22 protein-coding genes are annotated in these 23,738 nt (G+C 60.8%); 9 read left to right on the forward strand and 13 right to left on the reverse strand.

What is annotated here, in order from left to right:
* Positions 1-6: 6 nt before the first annotated feature.
* Positions 7-1,827 carry a DNA helicase RecQ gene (gene recQ, locus AOP6_RS01565; RefSeq protein WP_155874889.1) on the forward strand — a complete coding sequence of 607 codons (1,821 nt, stop codon included), beginning with the start codon at positions 7-9 and terminating at the stop codon, positions 1,825-1,827.
* On the opposite strand, the gene AOP6_RS01570 is transcribed toward recQ, so the two are convergent.
* Positions 1,824-2,117, reverse strand: coding sequence for a cupin domain-containing protein (locus tag AOP6_RS01570; protein WP_155874890.1), 294 nt, complete (start codon positions 2,115-2,117; stop codon positions 1,824-1,826). The two genes, recQ and AOP6_RS01570, sit on opposite strands and share 4 nt — an antisense overlap.
* A gap of 255 nt (positions 2,118-2,372) precedes the next feature.
* On the opposite strand from AOP6_RS01570, the gene AOP6_RS01575 reads away from it, so the two are divergent.
* The gene (locus tag AOP6_RS01575; protein ID WP_213194706.1) at positions 2,373-3,239 is read left to right on the forward strand and encodes a radical SAM/SPASM domain-containing protein; all 867 of its coding nucleotides are present in this window, start codon (positions 2,373-2,375) and stop codon (positions 3,237-3,239) included.
* A gap of 93 nt (positions 3,240-3,332) precedes the next feature.
* Positions 3,333-4,286 carry a DUF523 and DUF1722 domain-containing protein gene (locus tag AOP6_RS01580; RefSeq protein WP_155874892.1) on the forward strand — a complete coding sequence of 318 codons (954 nt, stop codon included), beginning with the start codon at positions 3,333-3,335 and terminating at the stop codon, positions 4,284-4,286.
* A gap of 67 nt (positions 4,287-4,353) precedes the next feature.
* Here the strand turns inward: AOP6_RS01580 and AOP6_RS01585 are convergent, their stop codons facing one another.
* On the reverse strand, positions 4,354-4,920 hold the full coding sequence (locus tag AOP6_RS01585; RefSeq protein WP_155874893.1) for a hypothetical protein: 567 nt from the start codon (positions 4,918-4,920) through the stop codon (positions 4,354-4,356).
* A gap of 55 nt (positions 4,921-4,975) precedes the next feature.
* Positions 4,976-5,317 (reverse strand): zinc ribbon domain-containing protein YjdM, encoded by a 342-nt coding sequence (locus tag AOP6_RS01590; RefSeq protein WP_155874894.1) that lies wholly within the window; start codon positions 5,315-5,317, stop codon positions 4,976-4,978.
* A gap of 213 nt (positions 5,318-5,530) precedes the next feature.
* Between AOP6_RS01590 and AOP6_RS01595 the strand changes: the two genes are divergently transcribed.
* Together AOP6_RS01595 and AOP6_RS01600 are read left to right on the forward strand one after the other, a co-directional pair.
* Positions 5,531-7,093: a tetratricopeptide repeat protein gene (locus tag AOP6_RS01595; protein ID WP_155874895.1), complete on the forward strand. Its 1,563-nt coding sequence runs from the start codon at positions 5,531-5,533 to the stop codon at positions 7,091-7,093.
* A gap of 15 nt (positions 7,094-7,108) precedes the next feature.
* Positions 7,109-8,200, forward strand: a complete 1,092-nt coding sequence (locus tag AOP6_RS01600) for a hypothetical protein (protein WP_155874896.1) — start codon at positions 7,109-7,111, stop codon at positions 8,198-8,200.
* Between the two features lie 6 nt (positions 8,201-8,206).
* On the opposite strand, the gene AOP6_RS01605 is transcribed toward AOP6_RS01600, so the two are convergent.
* The 6 genes from AOP6_RS01605 to AOP6_RS01630 all read right to left on the reverse strand — a co-directional run bounded on the left by AOP6_RS01605 (position 8,207) and on the right by AOP6_RS01630 (position 13,161).
* Positions 8,207-9,523 (reverse strand): hypothetical protein, encoded by a 1,317-nt coding sequence (locus tag AOP6_RS01605; protein WP_155874897.1) that lies wholly within the window; start codon positions 9,521-9,523, stop codon positions 8,207-8,209.
* Between the two features lie 28 nt (positions 9,524-9,551).
* A complete protein-coding gene (locus AOP6_RS01610; RefSeq protein WP_155874898.1) occupies positions 9,552-10,874 on the reverse strand; it encodes a hypothetical protein in 1,323 nt (440 codons plus the stop codon).
* Between the two features lie 202 nt (positions 10,875-11,076).
* Positions 11,077-11,544 carry a YaiI/YqxD family protein gene (locus tag AOP6_RS01615; RefSeq protein ID WP_155874899.1) on the reverse strand — a complete coding sequence of 156 codons (468 nt, stop codon included), beginning with the start codon at positions 11,542-11,544 and terminating at the stop codon, positions 11,077-11,079.
* Positions 11,544-12,086, reverse strand: coding sequence for a YaeQ family protein (locus tag AOP6_RS01620; RefSeq protein ID WP_155874900.1), 543 nt, complete (start codon positions 12,084-12,086; stop codon positions 11,544-11,546). The genes AOP6_RS01615 and AOP6_RS01620 overlap by 1 nt, the downstream gene beginning before the upstream one ends.
* Before the next feature lie 131 nt (positions 12,087-12,217).
* Entirely contained in the window at positions 12,218-12,640 is a 423-nt protein-coding gene (locus tag AOP6_RS01625; RefSeq protein ID WP_155874901.1) for a copper resistance protein NlpE, read from the reverse strand.
* A gap of 5 nt (positions 12,641-12,645) precedes the next feature.
* Positions 12,646-13,161 carry an SRPBCC family protein gene (locus tag AOP6_RS01630; protein WP_213194708.1) on the reverse strand — a complete coding sequence of 172 codons (516 nt, stop codon included), beginning with the start codon at positions 13,159-13,161 and terminating at the stop codon, positions 12,646-12,648.
* A 157-nt stretch (positions 13,162-13,318) separates the two neighbouring features.
* On the opposite strand from AOP6_RS01630, the gene AOP6_RS01635 reads away from it, so the two are divergent.
* From AOP6_RS01635 to AOP6_RS01650, 4 genes are all read left to right on the forward strand, one after another.
* Positions 13,319-16,357 carry a response regulator gene (locus AOP6_RS01635; protein WP_213194709.1) on the forward strand — a complete coding sequence of 1,013 codons (3,039 nt, stop codon included), beginning with the start codon at positions 13,319-13,321 and terminating at the stop codon, positions 16,355-16,357.
* Positions 16,347-17,459, forward strand: coding sequence for a response regulator (locus AOP6_RS01640; RefSeq protein ID WP_155874903.1), 1,113 nt, complete (start codon positions 16,347-16,349; stop codon positions 17,457-17,459). The genes AOP6_RS01635 and AOP6_RS01640 overlap by 11 nt, the downstream gene beginning before the upstream one ends.
* A 46-nt stretch (positions 17,460-17,505) precedes the next feature.
* Positions 17,506-18,375, forward strand: a complete 870-nt coding sequence (locus tag AOP6_RS01645) for a phosphate/phosphite/phosphonate ABC transporter substrate-binding protein (RefSeq protein ID WP_155874904.1) — start codon at positions 17,506-17,508, stop codon at positions 18,373-18,375.
* 95 nt (positions 18,376-18,470) lie between these two features.
* Positions 18,471-21,284: a diguanylate cyclase gene (locus AOP6_RS01650; protein ID WP_213194712.1), complete on the forward strand. Its 2,814-nt coding sequence runs from the start codon at positions 18,471-18,473 to the stop codon at positions 21,282-21,284.
* 36 nt (positions 21,285-21,320) lie between these two features.
* Here the strand turns inward: AOP6_RS01650 and AOP6_RS01655 are convergent, their stop codons facing one another.
* From AOP6_RS01655 to AOP6_RS01670, 4 genes are all read right to left on the reverse strand, one after another.
* Positions 21,321-21,782, reverse strand: coding sequence for a lipocalin family protein (locus AOP6_RS01655; RefSeq protein ID WP_213194830.1), 462 nt, complete (start codon positions 21,780-21,782; stop codon positions 21,321-21,323).
* 79 nt (positions 21,783-21,861) lie between these two features.
* The gene (locus AOP6_RS01660; protein WP_155874907.1) at positions 21,862-22,308 is read right to left on the reverse strand and encodes a phosphate-starvation-inducible PsiE family protein; all 447 of its coding nucleotides are present in this window, start codon (positions 22,306-22,308) and stop codon (positions 21,862-21,864) included.
* 271 nt (positions 22,309-22,579) lie between these two features.
* Complete coding sequence (locus AOP6_RS01665; protein WP_155874908.1) at positions 22,580-23,080, reverse strand: rubrerythrin family protein; 501 nt, start codon at positions 23,078-23,080, stop codon at positions 22,580-22,582.
* Positions 23,081-23,183: 103 nt separating this feature from the next.
* Positions 23,184-23,612 (reverse strand): transcriptional repressor, encoded by a 429-nt coding sequence (locus tag AOP6_RS01670; RefSeq protein ID WP_155874909.1) that lies wholly within the window; start codon positions 23,610-23,612, stop codon positions 23,184-23,186.
* Positions 23,613-23,738: the final 126 nt, after the last annotated feature.

Raw genomic sequence — 23,738 nt, forward strand, 5'->3', positions numbered from 1 at the left:
ATGAGGATGAATTGTACCCCCCTTGAGACGCTGCGCAATGTTTTCGGCTACAGCGCCTTTCGCCCCTACCAGCAACCTATCGTCGACGCCCTGATTGCCGGCGAAGACGCCTTTGTCCTTATGCCCACCGGCGGCGGCAAGTCTCTGTGCTATCAGATTCCGGCTCTGCATCGCCCCGGCGTGGCCATCGTGGTGTCGCCACTGATCTCTCTGATGAAAGATCAGGTTGACGCCCTGCGGGCCAACGGGGTCAGGACGGCCTTCTACAACTCCTCGCTCGGAGCGCCCGAAGCCCGGCAGGTTCTGGCCCAGCTGCATGCCGGCGACCTCGATCTCCTCTATGTCGCCCCGGAACGTCTGATGAGCGACGGCTTCATTGAGCGGCTGCAGTGTATTGAGCTGGCCCTCTTCGCCATCGATGAGGCCCACTGCGTCTCCCAGTGGGGGCATGATTTTCGCCCCGAATATGTGCAGCTCGGCCGTTTGCGCCAGCTCTTCCCCCAGGTCCCTCTCATTGCCCTGACTGCTACCGCCGACCCCCAGACCCGCACCGATATCCTGGCGCGCCTCGGGCTGCAGCGGGCGACCTGCTATGCCGCCGGCTTCGACCGGCCCAACATCCGCTATACCGTCGTGGAGAAATCCCGTCCCGCCAACCAGCTGTTGACCTTCCTGCAGGGTCATGAAGGGGAGGCAGGCATCGTCTACGCCCTCTCCCGCAAGCGGGTGGAAGAGGTGGCGGCTCGCCTGTGCGAAGCCGGCTTTCGGGCCGGGGCCTATCACGCCGGCCTGCCCGACGGCGAACGCCAGCGGGTACAGGAGGCCTTCCTGCGCGATGACCTGCAGATTGTCGTCGCTACCGTCGCCTTCGGCATGGGCATCGACAAGCCGAACGTGCGCTTCGTCGTCCATTACGACCTGCCCAAGAATATCGAAAGCTATTATCAGGAGACCGGCCGCGCCGGTCGCGACGGTCTGCCGGCGGAAGCCCTGCTGCTGTTTGGCTATGGCGATATCGCCATCTCCCGCGGTCTTATCGAAAAGGGCGGCAACGAGGAGCAGAACCGCATCGAGCTGCACAAACTCAATTCCATGGTCGGCTTCGCCGAACCCCTGACCTGCCGGCGGCGGGTGCTGCTCGGCTACTTCGGCGAAAAGCTGGAAGAAGACTGCGGCAACTGCGACATCTGTCTCAATCCTCCCCAGCGCTACGACGCCACCGTCGACGCCCAGAAAGTCCTCTCCTGCGTCTACCGGGTGGGGCAGCGCTTCGGCATGGGGCATGTGGTCGATGTTCTGCGTGGCTCCGGCAACCAGCGCATCCAGACCCTCGGTCATGACCGCCTTTCCACTTACGGCATCGGCAGCGACAAAAGCCAGGAGTCCTGGGGGAGTCTCATCCGCCAGCTCGTTCACCTGGGCTATCTGAAGCAGGACGTGGGCAACTATTCGGTGCTCAAGCTGACCGAAGCCGCCCGACCGCTGCTGCGCGGGGGCGAGACGCTGATCCTGCCGCTGCCCCGCGTGAAGGCCAAGGTGGCGAAGAAGCGCCTCTCCCGCAAAGTGACGGACCTCGATTACGATGAGGGGCTGTTCGAAGCCCTGCGCGTGCTGCGCAAACGCCTGGCCGATGAGGAGGGGGTGCCGCCCTTCGTGGTCTTCGGCGACCAGAGTCTGGCGGAGATGGCGGCCTTCCGGCCAAAGGACGAGGAGGCGCTGCTCGCCATCAACGGGGTCGGCCGCCACAAGCTGCAGCGCTACGGTGCCGCTTTTCTGGCCGTTATCGCCGGAGAAGGGATGGACCATAGCGGCTCGACGGTGAGCTAGTCTTCCCGGATGAAATCGTAGGGACCGATTCCCTGGACGAGCAGATATTCGGCCTCGCCTTCGCCGCTGTTGCAGACGCGGTGGACCAGGCCGACCGGGGTCCGGGTGGTTTCGCCGGGCCCCAGAGTCACCGCCGTTTTACCGCGCATCTCCACGCGGATCGTTCCCTTGAGTCCCACAAAGAAGTCGTCGACCACACTGTGGTGGTGCCAGTCCGTCGCGCTCCCCGGGCCCAGTCGCATGACCCGCACTGAGACATCTGCTGTTTTGACGATGGTGTTTGTATCCACATGGCCTCCCTGTACCGATTCCCGGCGGTTGTCCCCGTTGCCTTCCCGCCGCTCGCTTCAGTTTAATGGCCGCGCCGGGTCCTTTCAAGTCCCGGCCGAAAACTCCGGCAGCGCTCTGGTGAAGATCGTACAGGACCACTGAATTTGTCTTGCCAAAGACGCCGCCCGGTTCTACATTGCTGACCGCCTTCGCCGTCTGCGGGGACGCCATGAATGACTTCTTCGCGCCGGCGACCGCCGGCTGGGATAGCCTCCTTGAAAAAGTTCAAAAAGATCTACATCGAGATTACCAACCACTGCAATCTCGCCTGCAGTTTCTGCCACCTCAGCCAGCGTCCCCAGGCCTTCATGTCGCCGCAGACCTTCAACGCGGTCATCCGGCAGCTGGAGGGTTTCACTGAGCATCTCTACCTGCATGTGCTGGGCGAACCCTTGCTCCATCCCGACCTTGCTGCACTTCTCGACCTCAGCCACCATCAGGGGCTGCGGGTCAATCTGACCACCAACGGCACCCTGCTGGGGCACTGCCAAGCAGTACTCCTGGGCAGCGCTGCCTTGCGGCAGGTCAATATCTCCCTGCACAGTTTTGAAGAGATGGCCGGGGAGGGGTTGAATTCCTACCTGGATGAGGTTCTGGATTTTGTCCGGCTGGCCAGGGCTTCTGCACCCCTGCTCATCAACCTGCGCCTCTGGAAGCTGCCGCCGCACCCAGGCAGCGAAGAGGTGGAGGCGCATCATCGCATCATCCGCCGCCTGGAGACGTGCTTCCCTCAGGCGACCCCGATTCGGGTCGAACGCGCGGCCGGGCAGGGGATCACCCTGGCACCCGGCGTCTTTCTCAGCCAGGCCCCCCAATTTACCTGGCCGCATGCCTCGCGGCAGGATTTCGGCGATCGCGGCGCCTGTCGTGGTCTCAAGGATCATCTCGCCATTCTCGTGGACGGCACCGTGGTCCCCTGCTGCCTCGATGCCGAGGCTGACATCCCACTGGGAAATATTCTGCAGACACCTTTGGCTCAGATCCTCTCCTCGCCCCGAGCCACGGCCTTGTCTCAAGGCTTTTCCCAGCGGCGGCTGGTTGAGCCCCTCTGCCGCGGCTGTTCTTTCCGGCAGCGATTCTGAGCGCAAAACCGCCGCTGCCTTTTGTCCGGGCAAAGTGATGCTAGAATGAATCGGTAGTTTCTTTATCAGCATAAAAGAGAGAAAGGATACCCCATGACAGAAGATAAAATTCGGCTGGGCATCAGTTCCTGTCTGCTCGGCGAAAAGGTGCGTTTTGACGGGGGGCACAAACGGGACCCCTTTCTGACCGATTCTCTCGGCGCCTATGTCGAGTATGTGCCGGTCTGTCCCGAGGTCGAGGTGGGACTGTCGATTCCACGGGAGGCCCTGCGGCTGGTGGGGGATGTCGAGGCGCCGCGGCTGGTCTTTTCGAAAAGCGGCGAAGATATCACCGAGCGCATGCAGGCCTGGGCGGCAAAAAAAGTGCGGGCGCTGGAGGCGGAGGGGCTGTGCGGGTTCATCTTCAAATCCAAGTCGCCGAGCAGCGGCATGGAGCGGGTCAAGGTCTACGACGGCAACGGTGTGCCCAGCATGAAAGGGGTGGGGGTTTTCGCCCGCGCCTTCATGGAGCATTTTCCGCTGCTGCCGGTGGAAGAGGAAGGTCGGCTGCACGATCCGCTGTTGCGGGAAAATTTTATCGAGGCGATCTTTACGTTCAAACGCTGGCGGCAGATGCTCACCGCCGGTGGCGGCGCCGGGCGGCTGGTGGCCTTTCACACCGCCCACAAGCTGCAGATCATGAGCCACAGCGTTGAACTCTATCGGGAGATGGGCAGGGTCGTGGCGACGGCAGGCCGCCTGAGTGAGCAGGAGCTTTTTGAAGGCTATCTGCCGCTGCTGGCCAAGGCCATGCGCCAGAAGCCGACGCTGGCCAAGCATACCAACGTCCTGCAGCACATCCTCGGCTATTTCAAGAAGCAGCTCAGTGCCGACGAGAAGCAGGAGATGCTGGAGATCATCGATCGCTACCGGCGGGGAGAAATCCCCCTGATCGTACCTGTCACCCTGCTCAACCATTTCGTGCGCAAATACGATCAGCCCTACCTGCGGGACCAGGTTTATCTCAACCCCCACCCGCTGGAACTGCGCCTGCGCAACCACGCCTGACGTCAAAGAAGACTGCTTAGCGCAGATTGTCCCGGCTTGAAATTGGAGACAGCGGGTGGCGTTGACCCTATTCGGTCTCTGCCGACAGGCGCAAAAAACGCACTTCTTCTGTACTGTCTGCAGCGATGGGGATGAGGAGGAAGGCCAGCCCCGCCGCAGAGACGTGCTGGCGCGCCTTGCCTTGGCCGGTGGTATCGAGGCCGAGTTCGATCTCTTGCCGGTAAGCTCCGAGCAGAGGTTCTCCCGCCTTCAGACCAGCCATGCCGGTCTGAGTCCCGAGCAGCAGGCGGCCGTCCTCCAGCTTGAAATCTTTCCCTTCGACATAACGACCGGACTTGACTGTCATCTGCGCCGTGCGGGCGCTAACTTCCAGAACACCCGCCGCCGTTTCGGACACGACAATAGTTTCGATGTCCCCATGATGCAGAGTCTCGTCCCCCGGCCAGAGGAGGGCGGAGAGGTAGAGTGGGCGATACCTTTCATCGCCTTCTCCCCTGTTTTGGTAGATCCCGGTGATCTCCTGCAGGCTGCCGACGGGCGCAAACGGACGATTGTCCACGGGCGCCGTGTTGGTGGCGACGCAGGCACCGAGGAGAAGAAGGGCGCTCAGAAAAATGGCGATAGGCTGTGTCATGCTGAAATCATACACGATTCGGCGGCGCTGGTCTTCTCGGCGCCATTTTTTTCAGCTAAGCCTTCTTGACGAATTCGGATTTGAGCTGCATGGCGCCGAAGCCGTCGATCCGGCAGTCGATGTTGTGATCCCCGTCAATAAGGCGGATGCTCTTCACGCGGGTGCCGACCTTGAGCGCCGACGAAGCGCCTTTGACTTTGAGGTCTTTGATGATGGTAACGGCGTCGCCGTCCTGGAGTTCGTTACCGAAGGCGTCGCGCACGACAGGCTTCTCTTCCGTCGTCTCGGACCCTGCGTCCTGCGGCCATTCGTGGGCGCATTCGGGACAGACGTAGAGGGGGCCGTCTTCATAGGTGTAGGTGCCGTGGCATTGGGGGCATTCGGGGAGTGTGCTCATGGAAAACTCTTTCGGTTGGTTGGCTATAAGATCGATGGATGAACGGAGCATACCCTTTTTGCCCGCTGAACGAAACCCGCAAAGTGTTATCGGGAAACCCGTCGGGTTCCACCCCCTTTTCTCAGCATTGCTCGAACAGCTTGTTTTTGCGTGGAAAGCGGGACTATAATCCAGCCTGAATGGTACTCTTGAATCCCTTGGAGGGAGTTAGGCATGAAAAGACGTTTCGGGGTGTGGCGGACCCTTTTATTGATGGGCTTGCTGGCGGCGGGATCCTTGGCGGATGGAGCCTGGCAGAAGGTTTCCGCCGAGGCAATCAGCCTCGCTGCGCTGGCGCAACGGGATGAGCTGAGCCGCGAGGGGCAGTGGCTGGCACTCTTGGCCGCGGCCGACGAAGATATGCGGCAGTCACCGGAGGCGGCTGAGCCCGTGATCTACACGCTGCGGGCTCTACGCATGCTGGGGCACCTGGAGCCGGCTCGAAGCCTGGCCCGAGAAAAGCTGACGTTGTTTGGTGAGCGGGCGGAGTTCTGGCTGGAAAAAGCCTGGGTCGAAGTCCTGGCGGGAGATTACCAGACAGGTCTCGCCGACGCCGACCGGGCCGCAGCCCTCAGACCGGATCTGGCTGAGGCGGCCTTGCTGCAAGGCGTCATCCACCGGGAACAGGAGAATTGGCGCGCCGCCGAAACGGCTTTTGCCCGGGCCGAAGCGCTAGGCCCCAACGATCCTCTCGTTCTCCTCAACCGAGGCCGTATCGCTGTCGAACAGGGCCGCTGGGAGGCGGCCATCGACCTGTTGAGCCGCAGCCTGGCTCTCCGGGCGGACAGCGCCGAGGCGTCCTTTCATCGCGGCCGGGCCTATGCGGCCAAAGGGGATCTGGCGGCGGCCAGTCACGACTTTACCCAGGCCATCCTGCAGCGTCCCGAGGTGGCGGCGCCCTATGTTGCCCGCGCGGAAGTTCTGGCCCGGGGGGGGATGTGGGCGCGGGCCGCTGACGATGCCGACACGGCCCTTGCCCTCGGTGCTAAAAGCCTGAGCGCCCACCTGGTCACCTGTCGCGCGGCCGAGGCCCTGGAGGCCTGGCCCGGCCTGGAGCGGCGGGCCAAGGCTCTGGTCACCGCATTTCCGGCCGAGGCGCAGGGCTATCGCTTTTACTCCCAGGCGTTGAATAATCTGGGAAGAACGGCCGCAGCGCTGCAGGCCTGCGATGAGGCGGTGCGCCTGGCGCCCGATGACGATCTGTTGCGGCTTGAACGGGCTACCCTGCAGATCGCCATGCAGCAGTATGCGGCTGCCGTGGACGATTGCACCGCCGTGCTGCGCCGGGAGCCGCTGGCCCTCGGCTATGCCCTGCGCGGCCTGGCCTGGTTGCGCCAGCACGATCTGCCCCGGGCCGAAGAAAACGCCGTCAACGCCCTGACTCTCGATGCTGCCGCCGCTACGGCCCATCTGGTGCTGGCCGAGGTGCAACTGGCCCGCAGTCAGAACACCCAGGCCCTGGCCTCGGCCCGACGGGCCCTGCACCTGGCGCCGCAGCTTTCCTGGGCCCAGGTGGTTCATGGCCAGGCCCTGCTGGCGATGGGACAGACGGCTGAGGCGCTGGAGGCGGCGAGTCAGACTATTGCCCAATCACCGGAGAGCGCCCAGGCCTATGCTCTGCGGGTGCGCTGCAACGTTGCCCTGGGCCAGAAACAGGCGGCCCGTAACGACCTGGCCGTACTGGTTCGCCTCGATCCTGCCCTTGGACAGCAGGTGCGGGACGCATTCCTTCCATAACGAGAGGCCGTTGCCATGAAATGTAGAACTATCGCGATCACTCTGGCGGGTATCCTGGGTTGTGGCGGATTTTTCAGCGGTTCGGGGTGGGCCGGGGCCATTCCCGAAGCGACCTATCAGATCGATTGCCGCGGCACCATCGACTCCTGGGTCATGAGCGGCGTGGTCAAGAGGGGGGACTGCTATTGTCCGTCTTCGACCTCGGAACCGGTCTGCAGCTTCAGTTCCAGTGGCAGTTCCTCGTCAGGTTCCAGCCCCGCCTATCGCCCCTCGTCCCGGCCAAAGAGCAACCCCAACGCCGAATTGTCGGCTTATGTCACCGGTATGGTTGTGCAGCAGCTGCTCAACCTCGTCTTCGCGCCACCGTCCACCTCGGCGGCGGAGGCGGAGAAAGCGCGGGCGCAGGCCGAATGGGAGCAGCAACAACAGATTCTGAAGGCCCGCCAAGAGCGGGCGCAGCAGGCGACCCGTCTGCGTTCGGCCTGGGATCAGCGGGACAAGGAGTCTTCCGAGGCTTTGAGCGATTTTTTCAGTGTGCCCGGAAGTGCCTATAACGGGGGAGATGCCGTGGCACTTAATGGCAACGGTATCGGGGGAGTGGTGCCGATCCTCGGGACGGGGGCGCCTGAGGCGCCGCTTCCCTCCATGGCCAGCCGGATGCCGGCTTTGAACACCACCACCTCCGCCCTGCAGGAAGACATCCTCAACAAGGGGGCCGAGTCCGCAGCCGATGCGGCCTGGTCCTCTGTCAAGGACGCGATTTTTGAGGCGCTGCCCGACCGCTGGGAAAATGCCCGGCGGGCCGTGGAGCATATCGGCGAGGTGCGGGACTGGACCGGAGAGCTCATCGGCGCCCTGGAGCCGGAAACCCTGGTGTCCGCCGCCGCTTCCGCCCGGCCGGAGGAGTCCTGGCGTGTACTTGAGTCTCTCGACAGCGTCAGTCGCAAAGCGCCGGAGGCTAAGCTGGTGGAGGAGATGGAGGTCGGCGTCAAGCTTCTTCGCGGTGAAGAGCTGGCCGCCGACCAGGCCAAGACCTATGCTTTCGGCTTTTTAAAAGGTTTTCTGGTCGAAAAAGGCACCGAGGGTATGCTGTCAGGCGGATTCTAATCTGCCTCAGCGCCGCATGGCGATCTCCTGCTGCAGGGCGCCAAGAATCGGTCGCAGTACATCGAGGCGCTGGCGGCAGAGGATGGCCAGCTCACGGTCCGGTGCCGGATCGCCTTCCCCCTTTTCCACCATAGCCTGGGCGCGGTCCTTGGCGCGTTCGGCCTGCTCGTTGAGGTCGAGGGCCGCCCGTTCAATCCGCGTCACCAGTCCGAGCAGATCATCCCGGCTTCCCTCCCGCAGTGTTTTCGGCAGCGAGCGGTTTTTCGCTTCGAGCAGCATATTGTTGCTCCAGCGCAGCAGCTCGGCAGTGTCCTTCCCCGCGAGCTCAGGCGTGTCGATGAAATCCTCCACCGGCGGTTCGCTCACCGGACGCAGGACAACCTGGGTCGGCTCGCCATTCTCCAGCAGGACGCTGGCCGCTGTCAGGGAACGGGCGCTGCGCAGGTAGCCCGTTACCGGTTCCCAGCGGCCGCCCTCCTTGCGTTTGGCCACCACGACACTTTCCTGTGGCGCCGATTTCCACGTTGGCAGGGCCGGGAAGATAAACAGCTTGACGACCTGAGCTGAGCCGTTGAGAGATATTGAGTTCGTCGTGTTAGCTGCGGATGTTTGACGTCGGGCCGTTTCACGAGCCTGATCCGTCGAGGCGGCCGGCACCTCAAAGCCTAGAAACGTCCATATCGACACCCCGTCCAGGTTTTTTTGCTGTAGCCGCGCCGCCCGATCTTGCACCGCCTGCTGCAGCTGGGTCTGATCGGCCTGGCGCAGGGCCTGTACAATGGCCTCGATGGTCGCCTTCTGCCCCAGCTCAACGGAGGAATCGTAGAGACTGGTGTTCGTCATGCCCCCTGATGCACGCACATCGGCGGGGCCCGGTACCGGCAGCAGGGCAAGGGGGGTGAGCAGAGTCCCCCAATCGGCCCGTTTGGTCTGGAAGTGTACCGGTGCCAGCTGTTGACGACCCTCCTTGGTGAGCAGTGCGGCCGTCACGTCGGTATCGGTGGTGGTGGAGTGATATCCCGGCAGGGCAAAGAGATTGAAGGCGTTAATCAGCATGGAGGGATTGAAGGGATTGTGGCTTTTGCTGCTGATTTCGGTCGTTATCGGGATAGCGGTCATGTCGTTGGAAAAAATGAGGGGATAGATCTTCTGGGCCCGCGCCTGCCAGGAATCGTCGACCAGGTGAACCTTGACGCCATTAAGGCTGGCGGTAGCGGCATTTTCCCCAGGTTTGAGAGTGCTGACGGTTCGAGTTGATACGCAGCCGGAGAGCAGGCAGACGGCGGCAAGCAGGGCCAGTATTTTGTGATGGAAAAGCCCCATAAGAAAACCTCCTGAAACGAATGGAATATTAATGGCTGCGCATGGCGATTTCCTGCTGAAGGGCGCCAAGAATCGGCCGCAGCACATCGAGGCGCTGACGACAGAGGATGGCCAGTTCGCGGTCCGGTCCCGGATCGCCTTCCCCTTTTTCCACCATGGCCTGGGCGCGGTCCTTGGCGCGTTCGGACTGCTCGTTGAGGTCGAGCGCCGCTTTTTCGATGCGGGTCACCAGGCTCAACAGGTCTTCCCGGGTTTTCTCCCGCAGCATCCTCGGCAGGGAACGGTTCTTCGCCTCGATGAGGATGCCGTTGTTCCAGCGCAGATGCTCGGCGTTCATCTCTGCCGGCTCGATAAAGTCCTCCAGGGGCGGTTCGCTCACCGGACGCAGTACGATGCGGCTCGGCCGGCCATCCTCCAGCAGGGCGCTGACAGAGGTCAGCTCCCCGGCGCTGTGCAGGTAGCCCGAGTCGGGCTGCCAGCCCCCCCTCTCGTTGCGTCGGGCCACGATGATCTCCTGCAGCGGAGCGCTTTTCCCCCGTGCTTTTTCATTATAGACGCGCACGCTGTAAGCGGAGGCCGCCCACTGGGTCGTCATTCCCGCGGGGATGTAGGGGGCGAGTACCAGCCAGTGCGGTTTGCCCTCGATGTAGATCTCCTGCTGGGTCGATGCGTCGCGATCCCGGTAGGCCGCTCGCAGGCGGGCGGGATCGGCCTGGCGCAGCGCCTGAACCGTCGCTTCAATGAGCGAGTCCCGGCTGAACTCGACGGGCTTGTTGGTATTGTAGGCGTCCTTGGACAGGGGGATGAAAAGGAAGATGCCGTCTCGCGGCAGGTCCGACGGCCCCCCGATGGGAATGGCGCCGAGCGGTCCGATGAGGCTCATCCAGTAGACATCCTCGCGTTGCACGGAAACCGCGGTCGGATGGAGGGCTTTAGCGCCATCCCCCTGCACGGTCACGGCAAAATCCATCTTGTCGTGGTTGGGAAAAGGGATGAGCCCCAGGGTAAGGGCGGTCAGTATGGAACCCTTGACGCCAATGTCGGGATCGGCGTTGACGGCCACCTCGATGGGCAGGGCCGAATTGTCGTTGGAGAAGATAGCGGGGTAAAGTTGTATGGCCCGTTCGGCAAAAGGACCGGTCTCGGCCAGGGGCTTCAAGCGGTACGACACCCCGGCATCGCTGGTGTCGTAGGGCAGGGACAAGGCCACGATTCGGAAGCGGCTGTCTTCTATCGTCTGTGCCGGATCACCTGAATACTTCAGAGATGAGGTGTAACGGGCCGAGCCGCAGCCGCTGAGAATCAGCACCGCTACGGCCAGAAAAATCCATCGCGTCCGTAAAACAGTCATGGTTTTCCCTCCCCCAGGAAAAAATGGCAGAAAATGCAGACCTCCCCATAGGCCAGGACCAGACAAACGCCCCTCTCTAAATGCTTTTTGCCCGTCACAAGCCAACAGGCTCAGAATAATTTCTTTTTTGGAAAAATGCCACGAATCTCTTTGGCGGAGGCTGAAACAGGGAAATTCTAGCGGTCAACGGAAAAGAAAGGCATCAGCCCTTGGCAGCGGCCGCCCGAGCCAGGCGGGTGAGGGTGCGATCGAGGGTGGCGGCGAAGCGTTTGCGGTCGTTGGGGCCAAAAGGGGCCGGGCCGCCGGAAACGACGCCGTCGTTGCGCAGGTCGGCGAGCAGGTCGCGCAGGGAGAGGCGTTCGCCGACGTTGTTTTGGTCGAGCAGGTCGCCGCGCGGATCGATGACCTCGCCGCCGGCGGCGACGACGCGGGCGGCCAGGGGGATGTCGGCGCTGATGACCAGGTCGCCGGGAGCGACGGATTCGGCGATGTGGTCATCGGCGGCGTCGAAGCCGTCGTGCACATGCACCGAGGTGATGAGCGGCGAGTGGTGCCGGCTCATCGGCTGGTTGGCCACCAGGCAGACGGGGATCTGCAGGCGCTGCGCCGCCTTGAAGACGAGTTCGCGGGCCTGACGCGGACAGGCATCGGCGTCGATCCAGATGGTCATTATCGTTCCCCCTGAATGAGGTGCAGCGGGGCCTCCAGGGTTTCAGTGCCGCGGGTCAGGTAAAGCGTCCCCTCGGTGACGGTGAGGGACCAGTTGACGGCCCGCTCCAGGCTGGCGGCCAGGCGGCCGATAAAATCGGCGTCGAGGGCGAGAATGGTCAGGTTGGACACGGAGGCCAGTTTGGCCTGATGCTGTTCCAGCCAGCGCCGCAGGCCGCTGCCGCTGGCGACCAGCACCACCCGCCCGGCATGGCGGCTCGCCTTGCGCAGGCGTTCGGCGTCGGGCAGGCCGACCTCGATCCACTCCCGCACGCGGCCGTCCGCCTCCCGGCTCCACAGATCCGGCTCGTCTCCGGCGCATATCCCCTTGGTGAAACCCAGTTCCTCATGATGGCAGAGGGCGTAGGCCAGCAGGCGGGTCACCAGTCGCTCCGCCGTTTCGGAGGGGTGACGGGCCGCCGTCGTTTCAAGGCGGGCGTAACAGCCGCGGTCGAGATCGGCAAGATCGATGGCGACGCGATAAATCGTGGCCGGCAGGGCCATGGGCGAATCCTTCGTTGAGGGGGGATGAACGAAGAGCGAGTATGGGCAATGTCGCCGCCCCTGTCAACCGGCATGGCGCGGCGTGGCATATGCAGAGGATAAATGACACACTCCTGTGCAGTCGCACACCCCTATTCTTTGTGCAGGATGTAGTGTGCGGCCAGGTCTCCGGTGATTCGCCGCCCCCGGCGATCGAGCAGAAAAAGCCGGTTTTCACCAACCAGATAGCGTGTGGCGCCGTCATTTAGCTGAATAATGCTGCCACCTTCCAGCCAGGTGAAGGTTCCCTGCTCCTCAAACAGGCGGTCACTTTTACCGAGAGGGCGGGTTTCGAGATGGTAGCTTGAATCCGACCTGATGGTGAGGGTCGTTTCCAGCCCGGCGCAGTCGGCGCAGGGCAACACGCCGGCATAGGTGCCGGGCCAGTCGAGGGAGTTGCGGCTGTTGTGTTCGTCCATGACCGGATAGCCCGCTGAAATTGAGGCACGATATGTGCAATTTGTCGACATGAGAGCCAACGCCACCAGGAGCACTCCGGCCAGCTGTCGCGTCATGAACGTCACTCCCTGCAGCCCGCAAAGAGACGGCTGATCACCTCCTGGCGGTAGCTGAAAATATACTCGAGCCGTTGCCGCAGCCAGAGACGATGTACAAGGTCGCCCAGCAACGAGTAGCCGATGGCGTAGTGGACGGTATCGACGATTTCCACCCCGTCCTTGACGGGGATGAACTGGTGGTGATGATACCAGAGCTTGTAGGGACCGAGGCGCTGTTCGTCGACAAAAGAGGACAAGGCCACCACATGCTTGATCTCCGTCAACCACTGGACCCGGATGAAGGGCAGGATGCGAATGCTGTAACGGATGATCTGCCCGGCATAGGTGGATGGTTCCTCGCCGCTGAGGATGCGAAAATGCAGAGACGGCGGTGTGATACGGTTGAGGTTGCCCGGCCGCGAGAAAAAGTTCCAGACTTCTTCGAGGCTGGCCGGCACGGTCTGGCGGTTGGTCAGGGTGTGAATCATGGAGATGAAAACCTGTCGTGAAAAAGGGTTCAGTTTCCTGGTGGTGAGCATGTTCTAAAGGGTGTCTCCTGTCTTCTTCAGGAAGGCTGGCAGGAGAGCGGTTTCTTAATCATACCAGATCGCCATCCCGATGGCGCCAGCGGCGTCTGACGGGATGAATGAAAAGTTCTTCTCATGTCCGGATGTACCCGGGCGCAAAGGGTCGCTGATGCCGATCAATTCGTTACGATACCGCTTTGCCTTGATCATTTCCCTGGTGGCCAGCCTGTTGCTGATTCTGGTGATCTGGCTGAGCATCAGCATGTCCCATCAGGTGTCCCAAAGTCAGCTTGAAACCAAGGAAGAAGTTTTCAGCGCCTTTCTGCTGGACATGACCCGGGGCGCCCTGCTGCAGGGCGAGTACGAGGTGCTGCAGCTCTATCTCGAAAAGCTGAAGGCGGACCCGGAAGTCATCGAAATCCGCGTGGCTGATTCCCGAGGGGTCATTGTCTCCAGCACCGTTCCCGCCGAATTGGGATCACGCCTGCCTGCGCAGGTCAGCGATGAGATCAATCAGGTGACACGGCGGGCCATCAGCAATGAGACCGGTCTGATCGGCACGGTCGAAACCACCTTTTCCCATGCGGAGATCGAAACCCAGCATCGGCGGGTATTGAAGGCCAGTGTGCTTGCCGCCCTGGCGGGTATCAGTCTGGTCGTCGGTATCAGCCTGGCGCTTGGATTTCTGTTGACCCGGCGCCTGGTGCGTCTGACGGAAGCGGCCACCCAGCTGGCCCAGGGCGATCTGTCGGTACAGGTTGATCTGGGGGAGGGTTCCTGCGACGAAATCGGGATATTGGGAGATGCTTTCAATACCATGGCTCGCCGGCTGGAGACGATGGTCAAGGAGCTGCGCACCGTCAACGCCACTCTGGAGGAGCGGGTGCGGGAGCGCACCAATCTGCTCGAATCGGCCAACCATGAGCTGGAAAAAGCGCGGGATGCGGCCCAGATCGCCAATGTGGCCAAAGGAAGTTTTCTGGCCAACATGTCCCACGAAATCCGCACGCCGATGAACGCCATTCTCGGCATGACCCACCTGGCGCTCAAGACCGAGCTTTCCCCCCGCCAGCGCGATTACCTGCGCAAGGTCAGCGCTTCCGCCGAGTCACTGCTGGGGATTATCAACGACATTCTCGACTTTTCCAAGATCGAAGCCGGCCGCCTCGAGATGGAAAACCAGGAGTTTCTGCTGGAAGAGATGCTGGACAAGGTCACCATGCTGGTGTCCGGCAAGATGCTGGAGAAAAAACTCGAATTCCTGGTGGAACTCGATCCGGACATTCCTTTCTCCCTCAAAGGCGACTCCTTGCGGTTGGGGCAGGTGCTGGTCAATCTGTGTAATAACGCGGCAAAGTTCACCGAACAGGGCGAAATCGTGTTGCGGGTCCGGCTGCTGAGACAAAGTGGCGACCAGGTGCGCCTGTACTTTTCCGTCCGCGATACAGGCATCGGCATGAGCCAGGATATGCTGGCTCGGCTCTTCAAACCTTTCACGCAGGCCGATGCCTCCACCACCCGCAAATATGGCGGCACCGGCCTGGGCCTGGCGATCTGCAAGCAGCTGGTGGAAATGATGGATGGCGAGTTTTCCGTTCGCAGTGAGCCAGGCCAGGGGACCGAATTCAGCTTTACCGCCCACCTCGGCATCGGCCGTATGGCCCCGCGTCCACTGGCGGCCTCGACCTCCGGTCTGCGGGGGCGGCGCATCCTGGTGGTGGATGACAACCGCACTGCCCGCGATATCTTCGAAAGCCAGCTCACCGCCCTCGGCTTCATCGCCGCCAGTGTAGATAACGCTGATGCAGCCATGGCGGCCCTGCAGGAGGCCGAACTGTGCGGCCAGCCTTACCACCTGGTCATCATGGATTGGCTCATGCCGGCCGTGGATGGTTTCGAGGCCGCCCGCCGCATCCGCCGCAGTCACACCCTCCGGCAGCGACCCCGCATCATCATGGCCACGGCCTATGGCTGCGAAGACACCATCCGCCGGGCTGACGCAGAGGGGCTCGACGGCTACATTACAAAGCCAACCAACCCGTCGGTTCTGCTAGACAGCATCATGGCGGCCCTGGGCCGGGAGAATGGCGAAAATGGTGCCCTCGCCCTGGCCGCCCCCACGGGCCGAGCTGGAGAAAAGCAGGCGCCGGCCCTGGCCAGTCTGCACGGAGGACGGGTTCTGCTGGTTGAAGACAATGATTTCAACCGACAGGTAGCCACCGAATTGCTGACCTCTTTCGGCCTGCAGGTGACGACCGCAGAAAACGGCGCCGAGGCGGTCAGACTGCTCGGCAGTCTCAAGCCAGACCTTGTCTTCATGGATATCCAGATGCCGGTCATGGATGGCTTTGAAGCGACCCGACGCCTTCGCTTGCTGCCGGAAGGAACCAATGTCCCCATCGTCGCCATGACCGCCCATGCCATGGCCTCCGACCGGGAGAGCTGTCTGCAGGCCGGCATGGACGACTATCTGCCCAAGCCCATCGATCCAGAACAGTTGACGGCGGTGCTGCTCAAATGGATCCAGCCGGCCGCGCCACGCCCCGATACAGGTGCTGAGCCTGTCCCGGTGCCTCTCGTCCGCCTGCCGGAGAGACTGGCCGGCATCGACCTGACCAAAGGCTTGCGCTACAGCAACAACAAACCTGACTTTTATCTCGAACTGCTGCGCAACTTCGCCCGCGCCCGGCGTCAGGCCGACGAGGAGATTCGACAGACCCTTGACAAGGGCGAGCGCGAGGCCGCTCGCCGCTATGCCCACAGCCTCAAATCAATCTGTGGCATCATCGGCGCCGAGGATCTGGCCGTGGCTGCCGCGCGCCTGGAAACCGTCTTAAAAGACCCGCAGGGGGATCCCGTCATCGCACTGGACGATTTTTCCGGGCAATTATCCGGGCTGATTCAGGCTCTGGACAGTTGTCAGGAACTTGCCCCCGATAAGGCCACGGACGACGGGGAGTCGGCGGATGCAGGCCTGTGCCTGCTGGCCGCCCGGGAAATTGACATGTTGCTGGACAATGATCTGCCCGGGGCCATGAGGCATATTGACGCCCTGGAAAAATGGCTGGCGGGTGGAAGCCGGCACCAGGAACTGGCGGAACTAAAAGAATCCCTGGATGTCTTTGATATCGACCGGGCCCATGATATTCTGGCGCGGCTGATCGATGGACTGCGGCAGGAAGGAATCGAGTTAAGACATGCGCGCTAATTTACGGCGGCACAAGGTGCTGATTGTCGACGATACGCCCGAGTATATTCAGGTGCTGCTGAATCTGCTGCGGGATGAGTATGCCATCGTCGTGGCCAACAATGGGGAACGCGCCTTGAAACTGGCCTCGACGGAACCCCTTCCCGATATTATTCTGCTCGATGTGCTGATGCCCGGTCTCGACGGGTACGAAGTCTGTCATCGCCTCAAGGCCGATCCCCGCACCGCCGCCATTCCCGTCATTTTTCTCACCGGGCTCTCCGATCATCTCGAAGAGCAGCGGGGCCTCGACCTGGGCGCCGTTGACTATATCCATAAACCCTTCGCCCCTTCCCTGGTGAAGGCACGCCTGCGCAATCACCTTGAGCTCAAGACCCACCGCGACCACCTGGAAGAAATGGTATCCGACCGCACCCGCGAACTGCTGCTGACCCAGGATGCCGCCATTTTTGGCCTGGGGATCCTGGCGGAATATCGCGATATCGAGACGGGGGAGCACATCCGTCGCACGCAGGAGTATGTCCGGCTTATTGCCGAACGTCTGAAGGACCATCCGCGCTTCACAGGCTATTTTGACCACAACACGTTGCGTCTGCTGCTCAACTCGGCGCCGCTGCACGATATCGGCAAAGTAGGGGTGGCGGATATTGTCCTGCAGAAACCCGGCCCCCTGACCTCGGTCGAAATGGAAAGCATGAAGCAGCACACCCTGTTCGGACGGGAGATCATCAGCCGTATCGAAGCGGGGATGCACAACAAGCCGGCCTCTTCTTTTCTGCGCATTGCCGGGGAGATCGCCTACACCCATCATGAACACTGGAACGGCAGCGGCTACCACGGCCTGGAGGGAGAAGAAATACCCATTTCCGGCCGTCTGATGGCCCTGGCTGACGTCTATGACGCCCTGACCAGCGAAAGGGTCTACAAACAGGCCTATTCCCACGAAGAAGCCATCCGGCTTATCAGCGAGGGAGATGGACGCACCTGCCCGGAACATTTTGATCCCTATGTGCTGCAGGCTTTTCTGGATCAGGCTGAAGAAGTTCGTATGGTCTGCTTGTTCTGCCGGGAGGATTTTTCCGGTATGGCCGTCGCGCCATAAAGCAGTACGGTCCTCTGTTTAAATAAACGCAGGTAAGGAGAGAGGCATGTCCCCAAGTCGCTGGCACCGTCTGTTGGTCGCCCTGTTTGTTGTGCTTGCGCTGCAGGCTTCCGTGCAGGCCCAGGAAGCAGCGGAGCCACCACAGGAGTATGTTCTGGGTGTTTTCCCCTTTTTGCCCGTGGCCAATCTGGAAAGAATCTTCGCGCCCATCGCCGCCGATCTCGGCAAGCAGTTGGGCAGGCCGGTCAAGCTGCGCCTGAGCAGCTCTTACGAGAAATTCATCGCGGAGCTCAAAAGAGGAAGCTTTGATATCGTCCATATTCACCCCTTCGATTATATCCGTTTCGGCAAACCGCAAGGTTATGAACCACTGGTGGCCCGGTCGGAGAATCTTTTCGCCCTCTTCTCGGTCAAACTCGATTCACCGGTCAACGAAATCTGTGAGCTGAAGGGAAAGGTGGTCGGCACTCCGCCTTTTACCGGGTCGGTGACCTATCTGGCTCTGGATGAATTGCGAAATAATGGCCTGGTGCCCGATCAGGATGTCACGATTGAAAACTTCTCCAATCATCTGGCTTGTCTGCAGCAACTGCAGATAGGCAATATCGACGCCTGTGCCACCAGCTCCTCCACCCTGAAAACTTTTGAGTCCCAGTTCGGGCTCTCCCTCAAACGTATCGGGCAATCGGGAGAAATTTCCCACACCCTGTTCGCGGCCCATGGGCGTTTGCCTGCCGCCGAGAGGGCTGTCATTAAAAAGTTCCTGCTCTCCTGCCAGCTCTCCTATATTGACGAGAATCTGCGGGAACTCTTTATTGAATCGTCCGATGCGACCAGCGGCCGCTATTTCAAGGCGGTAAGAGATGAGGACTACGATCAGGCCCGCCAGATCCTGGAACGAGTGTCCTCGCCCTGACAGTGGTCCTGCGGGGTTGGTCGGGTTAAAAACGTTGCCGCTGTCACCAAGGAATGACGGACAGGATATGGTGGCTCCTGGCCGTTGAAAAACGAATGAACGATTCTCACAAAGCCGAAGGGGTTCAACCGTTGTCGGTGCGATCGTATCTTTTGAAAAAGACGGGATGGGGGCTTTTCCTGGCGATGTTGCTGTGCTGCGGGCCAAGCGCCACGGTCCTGGCAGCCGATACCCTCACCCTCGGCGTCTTCGCCTATCGCCCTAAACCCATTCTTCAGGATGCCTACCAGCCCCTGGCCGATTATCTGAGTGGGCAGCTCAAAGGCGCCAAAGTCGAGTTGCGCGTCCTCGAGATGGCTGAAATCGAGCCGGCGCTGGCCGCAGGAGAACTCGACCTGCTCTTCACCAACCCCAGCCATTACACGGTACTTCGCCATCGCAACCCGCTTACCGGTGCCCTGGCCACCCTGATCAGCATTGCGGACGGCAAACCCACCTGCAGTCTGGGTGGGGTCATCATTGCCCGGCAGGAGCGAACGGACCTGGTCTCACTGAAAGACCTGCGAGGAAGGCGCCTTGCTGTACCCGGCACCAGATTTTTGGGCGGATATCAGACACAGGCCTTCGAGTTGCTGCAGGCCGGCATCCAGCTTCCCGCCGACGCAGCGGTGCTCGTGGCTGAAAGTCACGACGCTGTCGTGCAAAAGGTCCTTGACGGCGAGGTCGATGCCGGCTTCATCCGCACCAGCATCATCGAGCAATTGACCGCCGAAGGAGTTCTCGATCCGGTCCGTCTGCGCGTCGTCCATCCTCAGGAGTTTCCCGGTTTCCCCTACCTGGTATCTACCCGCCTCTATCCCGAGTGGCCTTTTGTCGCCCTGCCCCAGGTCGACAGCCGGCATGTGAAAAGAATAACGGCCGCTCTGCTGGCTCTCGATGTCTCGCATCCTGTCGCCAGGGCGGCGGGCATTGGCGGTTTTGCGCCGCCGGCCGACTATACACCGGTTGACGAACTGGCCCGTGCTTTGCGCCTCCCCCCCTATGATCAGGCACCGGTTTTCACCTGGCGAGACATCTGGGACCAGTACGAGATTCTTATTGTCGTCATTGTGACCTTTCTGGGGGTGACGGGGCTGCTGCTGATTCTTATCGTTCGCAGCAATCGCGCCCTGGAGCTCGCCTATCGCGAGCAGCAACAGGAGCGCCAGAAGGCGCAGAACTATCTTGATACCGTACAGACCCTGATGCTGGCCCTAGATGACCAGGGGCGCATCACCATGATCAACCGTTTCGGCTGCGAACTGCTTGGCTACAGCGAGGCCGAGCTTATGGGAAAACTCTGGTTTTCGGACTGTCTGCCGCAACCTGAAGGGATGGAGAGGATCTACCCCTTCTTTCAAAAGATCCTTGGCGGTGGAATTGAAGTAGAGCAAGCTTTCGAAAACCTGGTCCAGTGCCGCGATGGCAGTCAGCGTCTGTTGACCTGGCAGATTGCCCTGCTTAAGGACAACGGTGGTCGCGTTATGGGCACCCTGAGCTCGGGGCAGGATATCACCGAACAGCGGCTGGCTCAGGAGGCCCTGCAGGAAGAGAGGCAGCGATTAGCCAATATCCTGTGGGGAACCGGTACCGGCACCTGGGAGTGGAATGTGCAGACTGGCGAGACACGCTTCAACGAGCGCTGGGCCCAGATGATCGGCTACTCGCTGGCGGAGATCGCCCCCGTCAGCATCGCCACCTGGGAAAAATACGCGCATCCTGATGATTTGGCCCGTTCGGCGGAAGCGCTGCAGCGTCATTTCGACGGCGAGGTCGAGGACTACGAGTGCGAGACGCGCATGAAGCACCGGGACGGCCACTGGGTCTGGGTTCTCGACCGGGGCCGCATCATCTCTAGGGACGATGTGGGCCAGCCCCTGTGGATGGCAGGTACCCACCTGGAGATCACCGCGCGCAAGGAGACCGAAATGGCCCTGCGGCAGAGCGAGGAATATCACCGCTCTGTCGTAGAGGTGCTGGCTGAAGGGATCATCATTCAAGATGTCGAGGGGCGCATCATCGAGTGCAACCCATCGGCGAAGCGTATCCTGGGGCTGTCGGACGAAGCGATTCGTGGCAGCCTCCTCATGGAGCTGGGCGAAAAGGCCGTGCGGGCCGATGGCAGCCCCTATCCGCCTGACCAGTATCCCGTCCGTCGTTGCCGGCGGGATAAGCAGCCAATTTACGACGATGTCGTGGGTATCCACCAGGCCTCCGGCAACATCCTCTGGCTCAGCCTCAATACCCAGCCGGTCTATGACACCAAGGAGCAGGAGGGCGGCAGAGCCTCTCTTCTGGCCATCGTCACCTCTTTTGTCGATATCACCACACAACGGCAACAGCAGCAGCAGCTTGAATTTCTGGCGCATTACGACGCCCTGACCCAGCTGCCCAACCGCGTCCTGCTGGTCGATCGTCTAAAGCAGGCCATGGCCCAGGTGAAGCGCCGCAACCAGCAGCTGGCCACCGTGTATATTGACCTCGATGGTTTCAAGGAAGTAAATGACCGCTACGGTCATGACGTGGGGGATGAGCTGCTTAAAACGCTGGCTGAACGCCTGCGTGGTGTGTTGCGTGAGGTCGACACCGTGGCCCGCATGGGTGGTGACGAGTTTATCGCCATTCTGAGCGATCTGAGCGATAGCGAGGCCGTGGTGCCGCTCATCGAACGCCTGCTCGAATGCTGTTCGCAGCCTTTCGAGATGCAGGGGCTCAAAGTGCAGGTGTCGGGTTCCATCGGTGTGACCTTCTACCCGCAGATAGGTTCCGTCGAGGCCACCCAGTTGATGGCCCAGGCCGATCATGCCATGTACCAGGCGAAGCAGTCTGGCAAGAATCGCTATTGTTTGTTTAGTGGGGTAGGGGGATAAGCAGCGCCACCAGGATCAGTGGTGATGGCGGAACATCTACGGATGATTCACGAAGATCAGTTGGTCGACGGCAAAGCCCCGCGCTGCCGCTGACTTGGTAAAACGCTTCAGCAGCTCCTCGTCGACCTGCGGAGTACGTGCCAGCAGCCACAGATACGAGGTGTCGGGGCCGCAGACGAAGGCGTACTGGTAATTTTCGTGGTCGAGCTCGAAGATGACGTAGGAGCCGTAAAAAGGACCGAAAAACGACACTTTCAGATACCCCTCGCTCGGTTCACGCACGAAATAAGCCTTGCCTGTCGCCTCTTTCCAGCGATTTTCCGCGGGCGAAAAGCCACGGTTTATGACCCGGACGCCGCCGTCCCCGCGCCGACTGTATTCGGCCGACACCCGTTCCAGACCACGCTCGAAGGAATGATCCAGCCGGGCGATCTCGTACCATGTCCCCAGGTAGCGGTCGACATCAAATCCCTGCACAGGACGAACTTGCTCCGGCATACCCAGGCAGCCGCCGAGACAGAGGGCGACGAAGGTGGCAAGCCAGGTTCTCAGCCTGCTCTTCGGGTGTGACGGCTGGTCATTCCGGTCCATGCCCCTGCCTCCCTGCTGTTTGTCGGTCCAGCGATTGCCCCCTCTTCATGAGATAATAGCCAGCCGTCAGGGCCAGAATAATGGCGGCAATGCCCAGCATAACCCAGCTGTCTGCCTCCTGAAGGTCCAGAATGATGACCTTGCGGGCGATGGCGATAATGGCAACAGAGAGCACCACTTCGTAATGAGGCTGCCCCTGGGTCTGGAAGGTTTTAATGATGGTTTCGAGCAGTTCGATGCCGATGAGGACCAGCAGAAAGAGCCCGAAGATTTCGAGTAACTGCTCGATGCTCAGCAGAAACAGGGGCGGTTCAAGAATGTCTTTGACAATGAGCCAGCCCAGGTCGAGAGTGGCCAGCCCCAGCACGATGGCCATCATGACCATGAGAGCCCTGATCATGTGCTGCTTATATTGGTTCAGGATCGCAAACATGGTGGCCTCTCCTCGAATCTATGGCAGGGATACCTTCAATTAAAGCAACGCTGGCTCCGGGTCGAAACGACAGGGTTCAATATCCGCAAAAGCGATACTTTTGTAAAGACTTTATGGCGGACGCCATAGGTTGCACCCTGCCTAGCCGCATGGGTCTGATTCTCTCCCGGCGACTTGACCATGCTTTTGATCATGGTGGGGGTAAGGGTTTGAGGGGAGGTGTCCGGACCGGCAGAAGACAGGAAAAACCCTGCCTTCTGCCGGTTGGCGATCAGGAGATCAGCGAAAAGCGCTCCTTGGGAACGTTGCAGACCTCGCAGCGGTCAGGGGCTTCATCGTAGACGGTGTTGCCGCAGATTTCACAGACATACACGGCACGCTCAGGCAGATCACCGCCGCCCTTCACAGCCGCCAGAGCCTCTGAATAGAGGTCATAATGCACCTCTTCCACGGCCAGGGCATTGCGGAAACTGACCTCGGCAGGCTTGTTCCCCTCGCGCTTGGCTTCTTCCAGATAGGGAGGATACATCTTCTGAAACTCAAAGCCCTCGCCGTCAATGGCCTCTTCGAGGTTTTCGAGTGTCTTCTTGATGCCGCCCATGGCGCGCAGATGAGCGTGGGCATGAATTGTCTCGGCATGAGCCGCCGCCCGGAAGAGCTTGGCGACCTGTGGGTAGCCATCGACCTCGGCCTGCTTGGCAAAGGCCAGGTATTTGCGGTTGGCCTGACTCTCTCCGGCAAAAGCTTCAGCAAGATTCTCTTTGGTAGCCATTCTTTTTCTCTCCTTTTTCAGTGGTGTCGCGACCAGGGGGTCGCTGCAATGAATGGACTTTTCGCGATGTTTCGGAAAAGCCCCTGTTAGTCGCAATACTTGATTAATGGTGTCGGCATTCCGGGCAGAGCCCGAAAAAATCGACCCGGTACTCGGCAATCTGGAATCCGGTGGCACTTTCGGCCTCCTGTTGCAGGAAATCAAGGGGCGGTGCCTCGAAATCCATGACCTTCAGGCAGTTGTTGCAGATGACATGGGGGTGCGGCGCCGGATTGCGGCCGTCATACCGTGTGGTTCCATCTTTCATGGGCAGTTCGGTCAGCTCTCCCATGTCCCGCAGCAGGGCCGCCGTTTTGTACACCGTCGCCAGGCTGAGAGTCGGAAACTGTTGGCGTAGCTGTTCGTAGACTTCACCTGGCCCCGGGTGCGCCCTACTGGAGCAGAGAAGCTTCAGCACCGCATAACGCTGCGGTGTAATGCGAAAATCCTTTTGACGCAAGGAATCTATAATATTTTGAAATCTTTTATCCATTCAAATAGTTGACTCTTTTTGGGATAGCGTTTAGTTGTGGATAATAATTATCCGTAAAGGGCGGGGTTGTCAAGGAAAAAGAAGCCGGGGCCCTCTGCGGTTGGTTAGAGGGTGGCCAATAAAGGA

The sequence above is a fragment of the Desulfuromonas sp. AOP6 genome, assembly GCF_009731355.2.
Taxonomy (GTDB): domain Bacteria; phylum Desulfobacterota; class Desulfuromonadia; order Desulfuromonadales; family SZUA-540; genus SZUA-540.

What these genes read in the sequence shown, in the direction of transcription:
- recQ (WP_155874889.1), top strand. Translation starts at nt 7, where the DNA reads ATGAATTGTACCCCCCTTGAGACGCTGCGCAATGTTTTCGGCTACAGC.
- AOP6_RS01620 (WP_155874900.1), bottom strand. Translation starts at nt 12,086, where the DNA reads ATGGCCCTGCCGGCCACGATTTATCGCGTCGCCATCGATCTTGCCGAT.
- AOP6_RS01670 (WP_155874909.1), bottom strand. Translation starts at nt 23,612, where the DNA reads ATGGATAAAAGATTTCAAAATATTATAGATTCCTTGCGTCAAAAGGAT.
- AOP6_RS01655 (WP_213194830.1), bottom strand. Translation starts at nt 21,782, where the DNA reads ATGCCGGAGCAAGTTCGTCCTGTGCAGGGATTTGATGTCGACCGCTAC.
- AOP6_RS01580 (WP_155874892.1), top strand. Translation starts at nt 3,333, where the DNA reads ATGACAGAAGATAAAATTCGGCTGGGCATCAGTTCCTGTCTGCTCGGC.
- AOP6_RS01640 (WP_155874903.1), top strand. Translation starts at nt 16,347, where the DNA reads ATGCGCGCTAATTTACGGCGGCACAAGGTGCTGATTGTCGACGATACG.
- AOP6_RS01605 (WP_155874897.1), bottom strand. Translation starts at nt 9,523, where the DNA reads ATGGGGCTTTTCCATCACAAAATACTGGCCCTGCTTGCCGCCGTCTGC.
- AOP6_RS01600 (WP_155874896.1), top strand. Translation starts at nt 7,109, where the DNA reads ATGAAATGTAGAACTATCGCGATCACTCTGGCGGGTATCCTGGGTTGT.
- AOP6_RS01645 (WP_155874904.1), top strand. Translation starts at nt 17,506, where the DNA reads ATGTCCCCAAGTCGCTGGCACCGTCTGTTGGTCGCCCTGTTTGTTGTG.
- AOP6_RS01665 (WP_155874908.1), bottom strand. Translation starts at nt 23,080, where the DNA reads ATGGCTACCAAAGAGAATCTTGCTGAAGCTTTTGCCGGAGAGAGTCAG.
- AOP6_RS01585 (WP_155874893.1), bottom strand. Translation starts at nt 4,920, where the DNA reads ATGACACAGCCTATCGCCATTTTTCTGAGCGCCCTTCTTCTCCTCGGT.
- AOP6_RS01610 (WP_155874898.1), bottom strand. Translation starts at nt 10,874, where the DNA reads ATGACTGTTTTACGGACGCGATGGATTTTTCTGGCCGTAGCGGTGCTG.
- AOP6_RS01630 (WP_213194708.1), bottom strand. Translation starts at nt 13,161, where the DNA reads ATGCTCACCACCAGGAAACTGAACCCTTTTTCACGACAGGTTTTCATC.
- AOP6_RS01615 (WP_155874899.1), bottom strand. Translation starts at nt 11,544, where the DNA reads ATGACCATCTGGATCGACGCCGATGCCTGTCCGCGTCAGGCCCGCGAA.
- AOP6_RS01650 (WP_213194712.1), top strand. Translation starts at nt 18,471, where the DNA reads ATGAACGATTCTCACAAAGCCGAAGGGGTTCAACCGTTGTCGGTGCGA.
- AOP6_RS01625 (WP_155874901.1), bottom strand. Translation starts at nt 12,640, where the DNA reads ATGACGCGACAGCTGGCCGGAGTGCTCCTGGTGGCGTTGGCTCTCATG.
- AOP6_RS01595 (WP_155874895.1), top strand. Translation starts at nt 5,531, where the DNA reads ATGAAAAGACGTTTCGGGGTGTGGCGGACCCTTTTATTGATGGGCTTG.
- AOP6_RS01635 (WP_213194709.1), top strand. Translation starts at nt 13,319, where the DNA reads ATGCCGATCAATTCGTTACGATACCGCTTTGCCTTGATCATTTCCCTG.
- AOP6_RS01590 (WP_155874894.1), bottom strand. Translation starts at nt 5,317, where the DNA reads ATGAGCACACTCCCCGAATGCCCCCAATGCCACGGCACCTACACCTAT.
- AOP6_RS01660 (WP_155874907.1), bottom strand. Translation starts at nt 22,308, where the DNA reads ATGTTTGCGATCCTGAACCAATATAAGCAGCACATGATCAGGGCTCTC.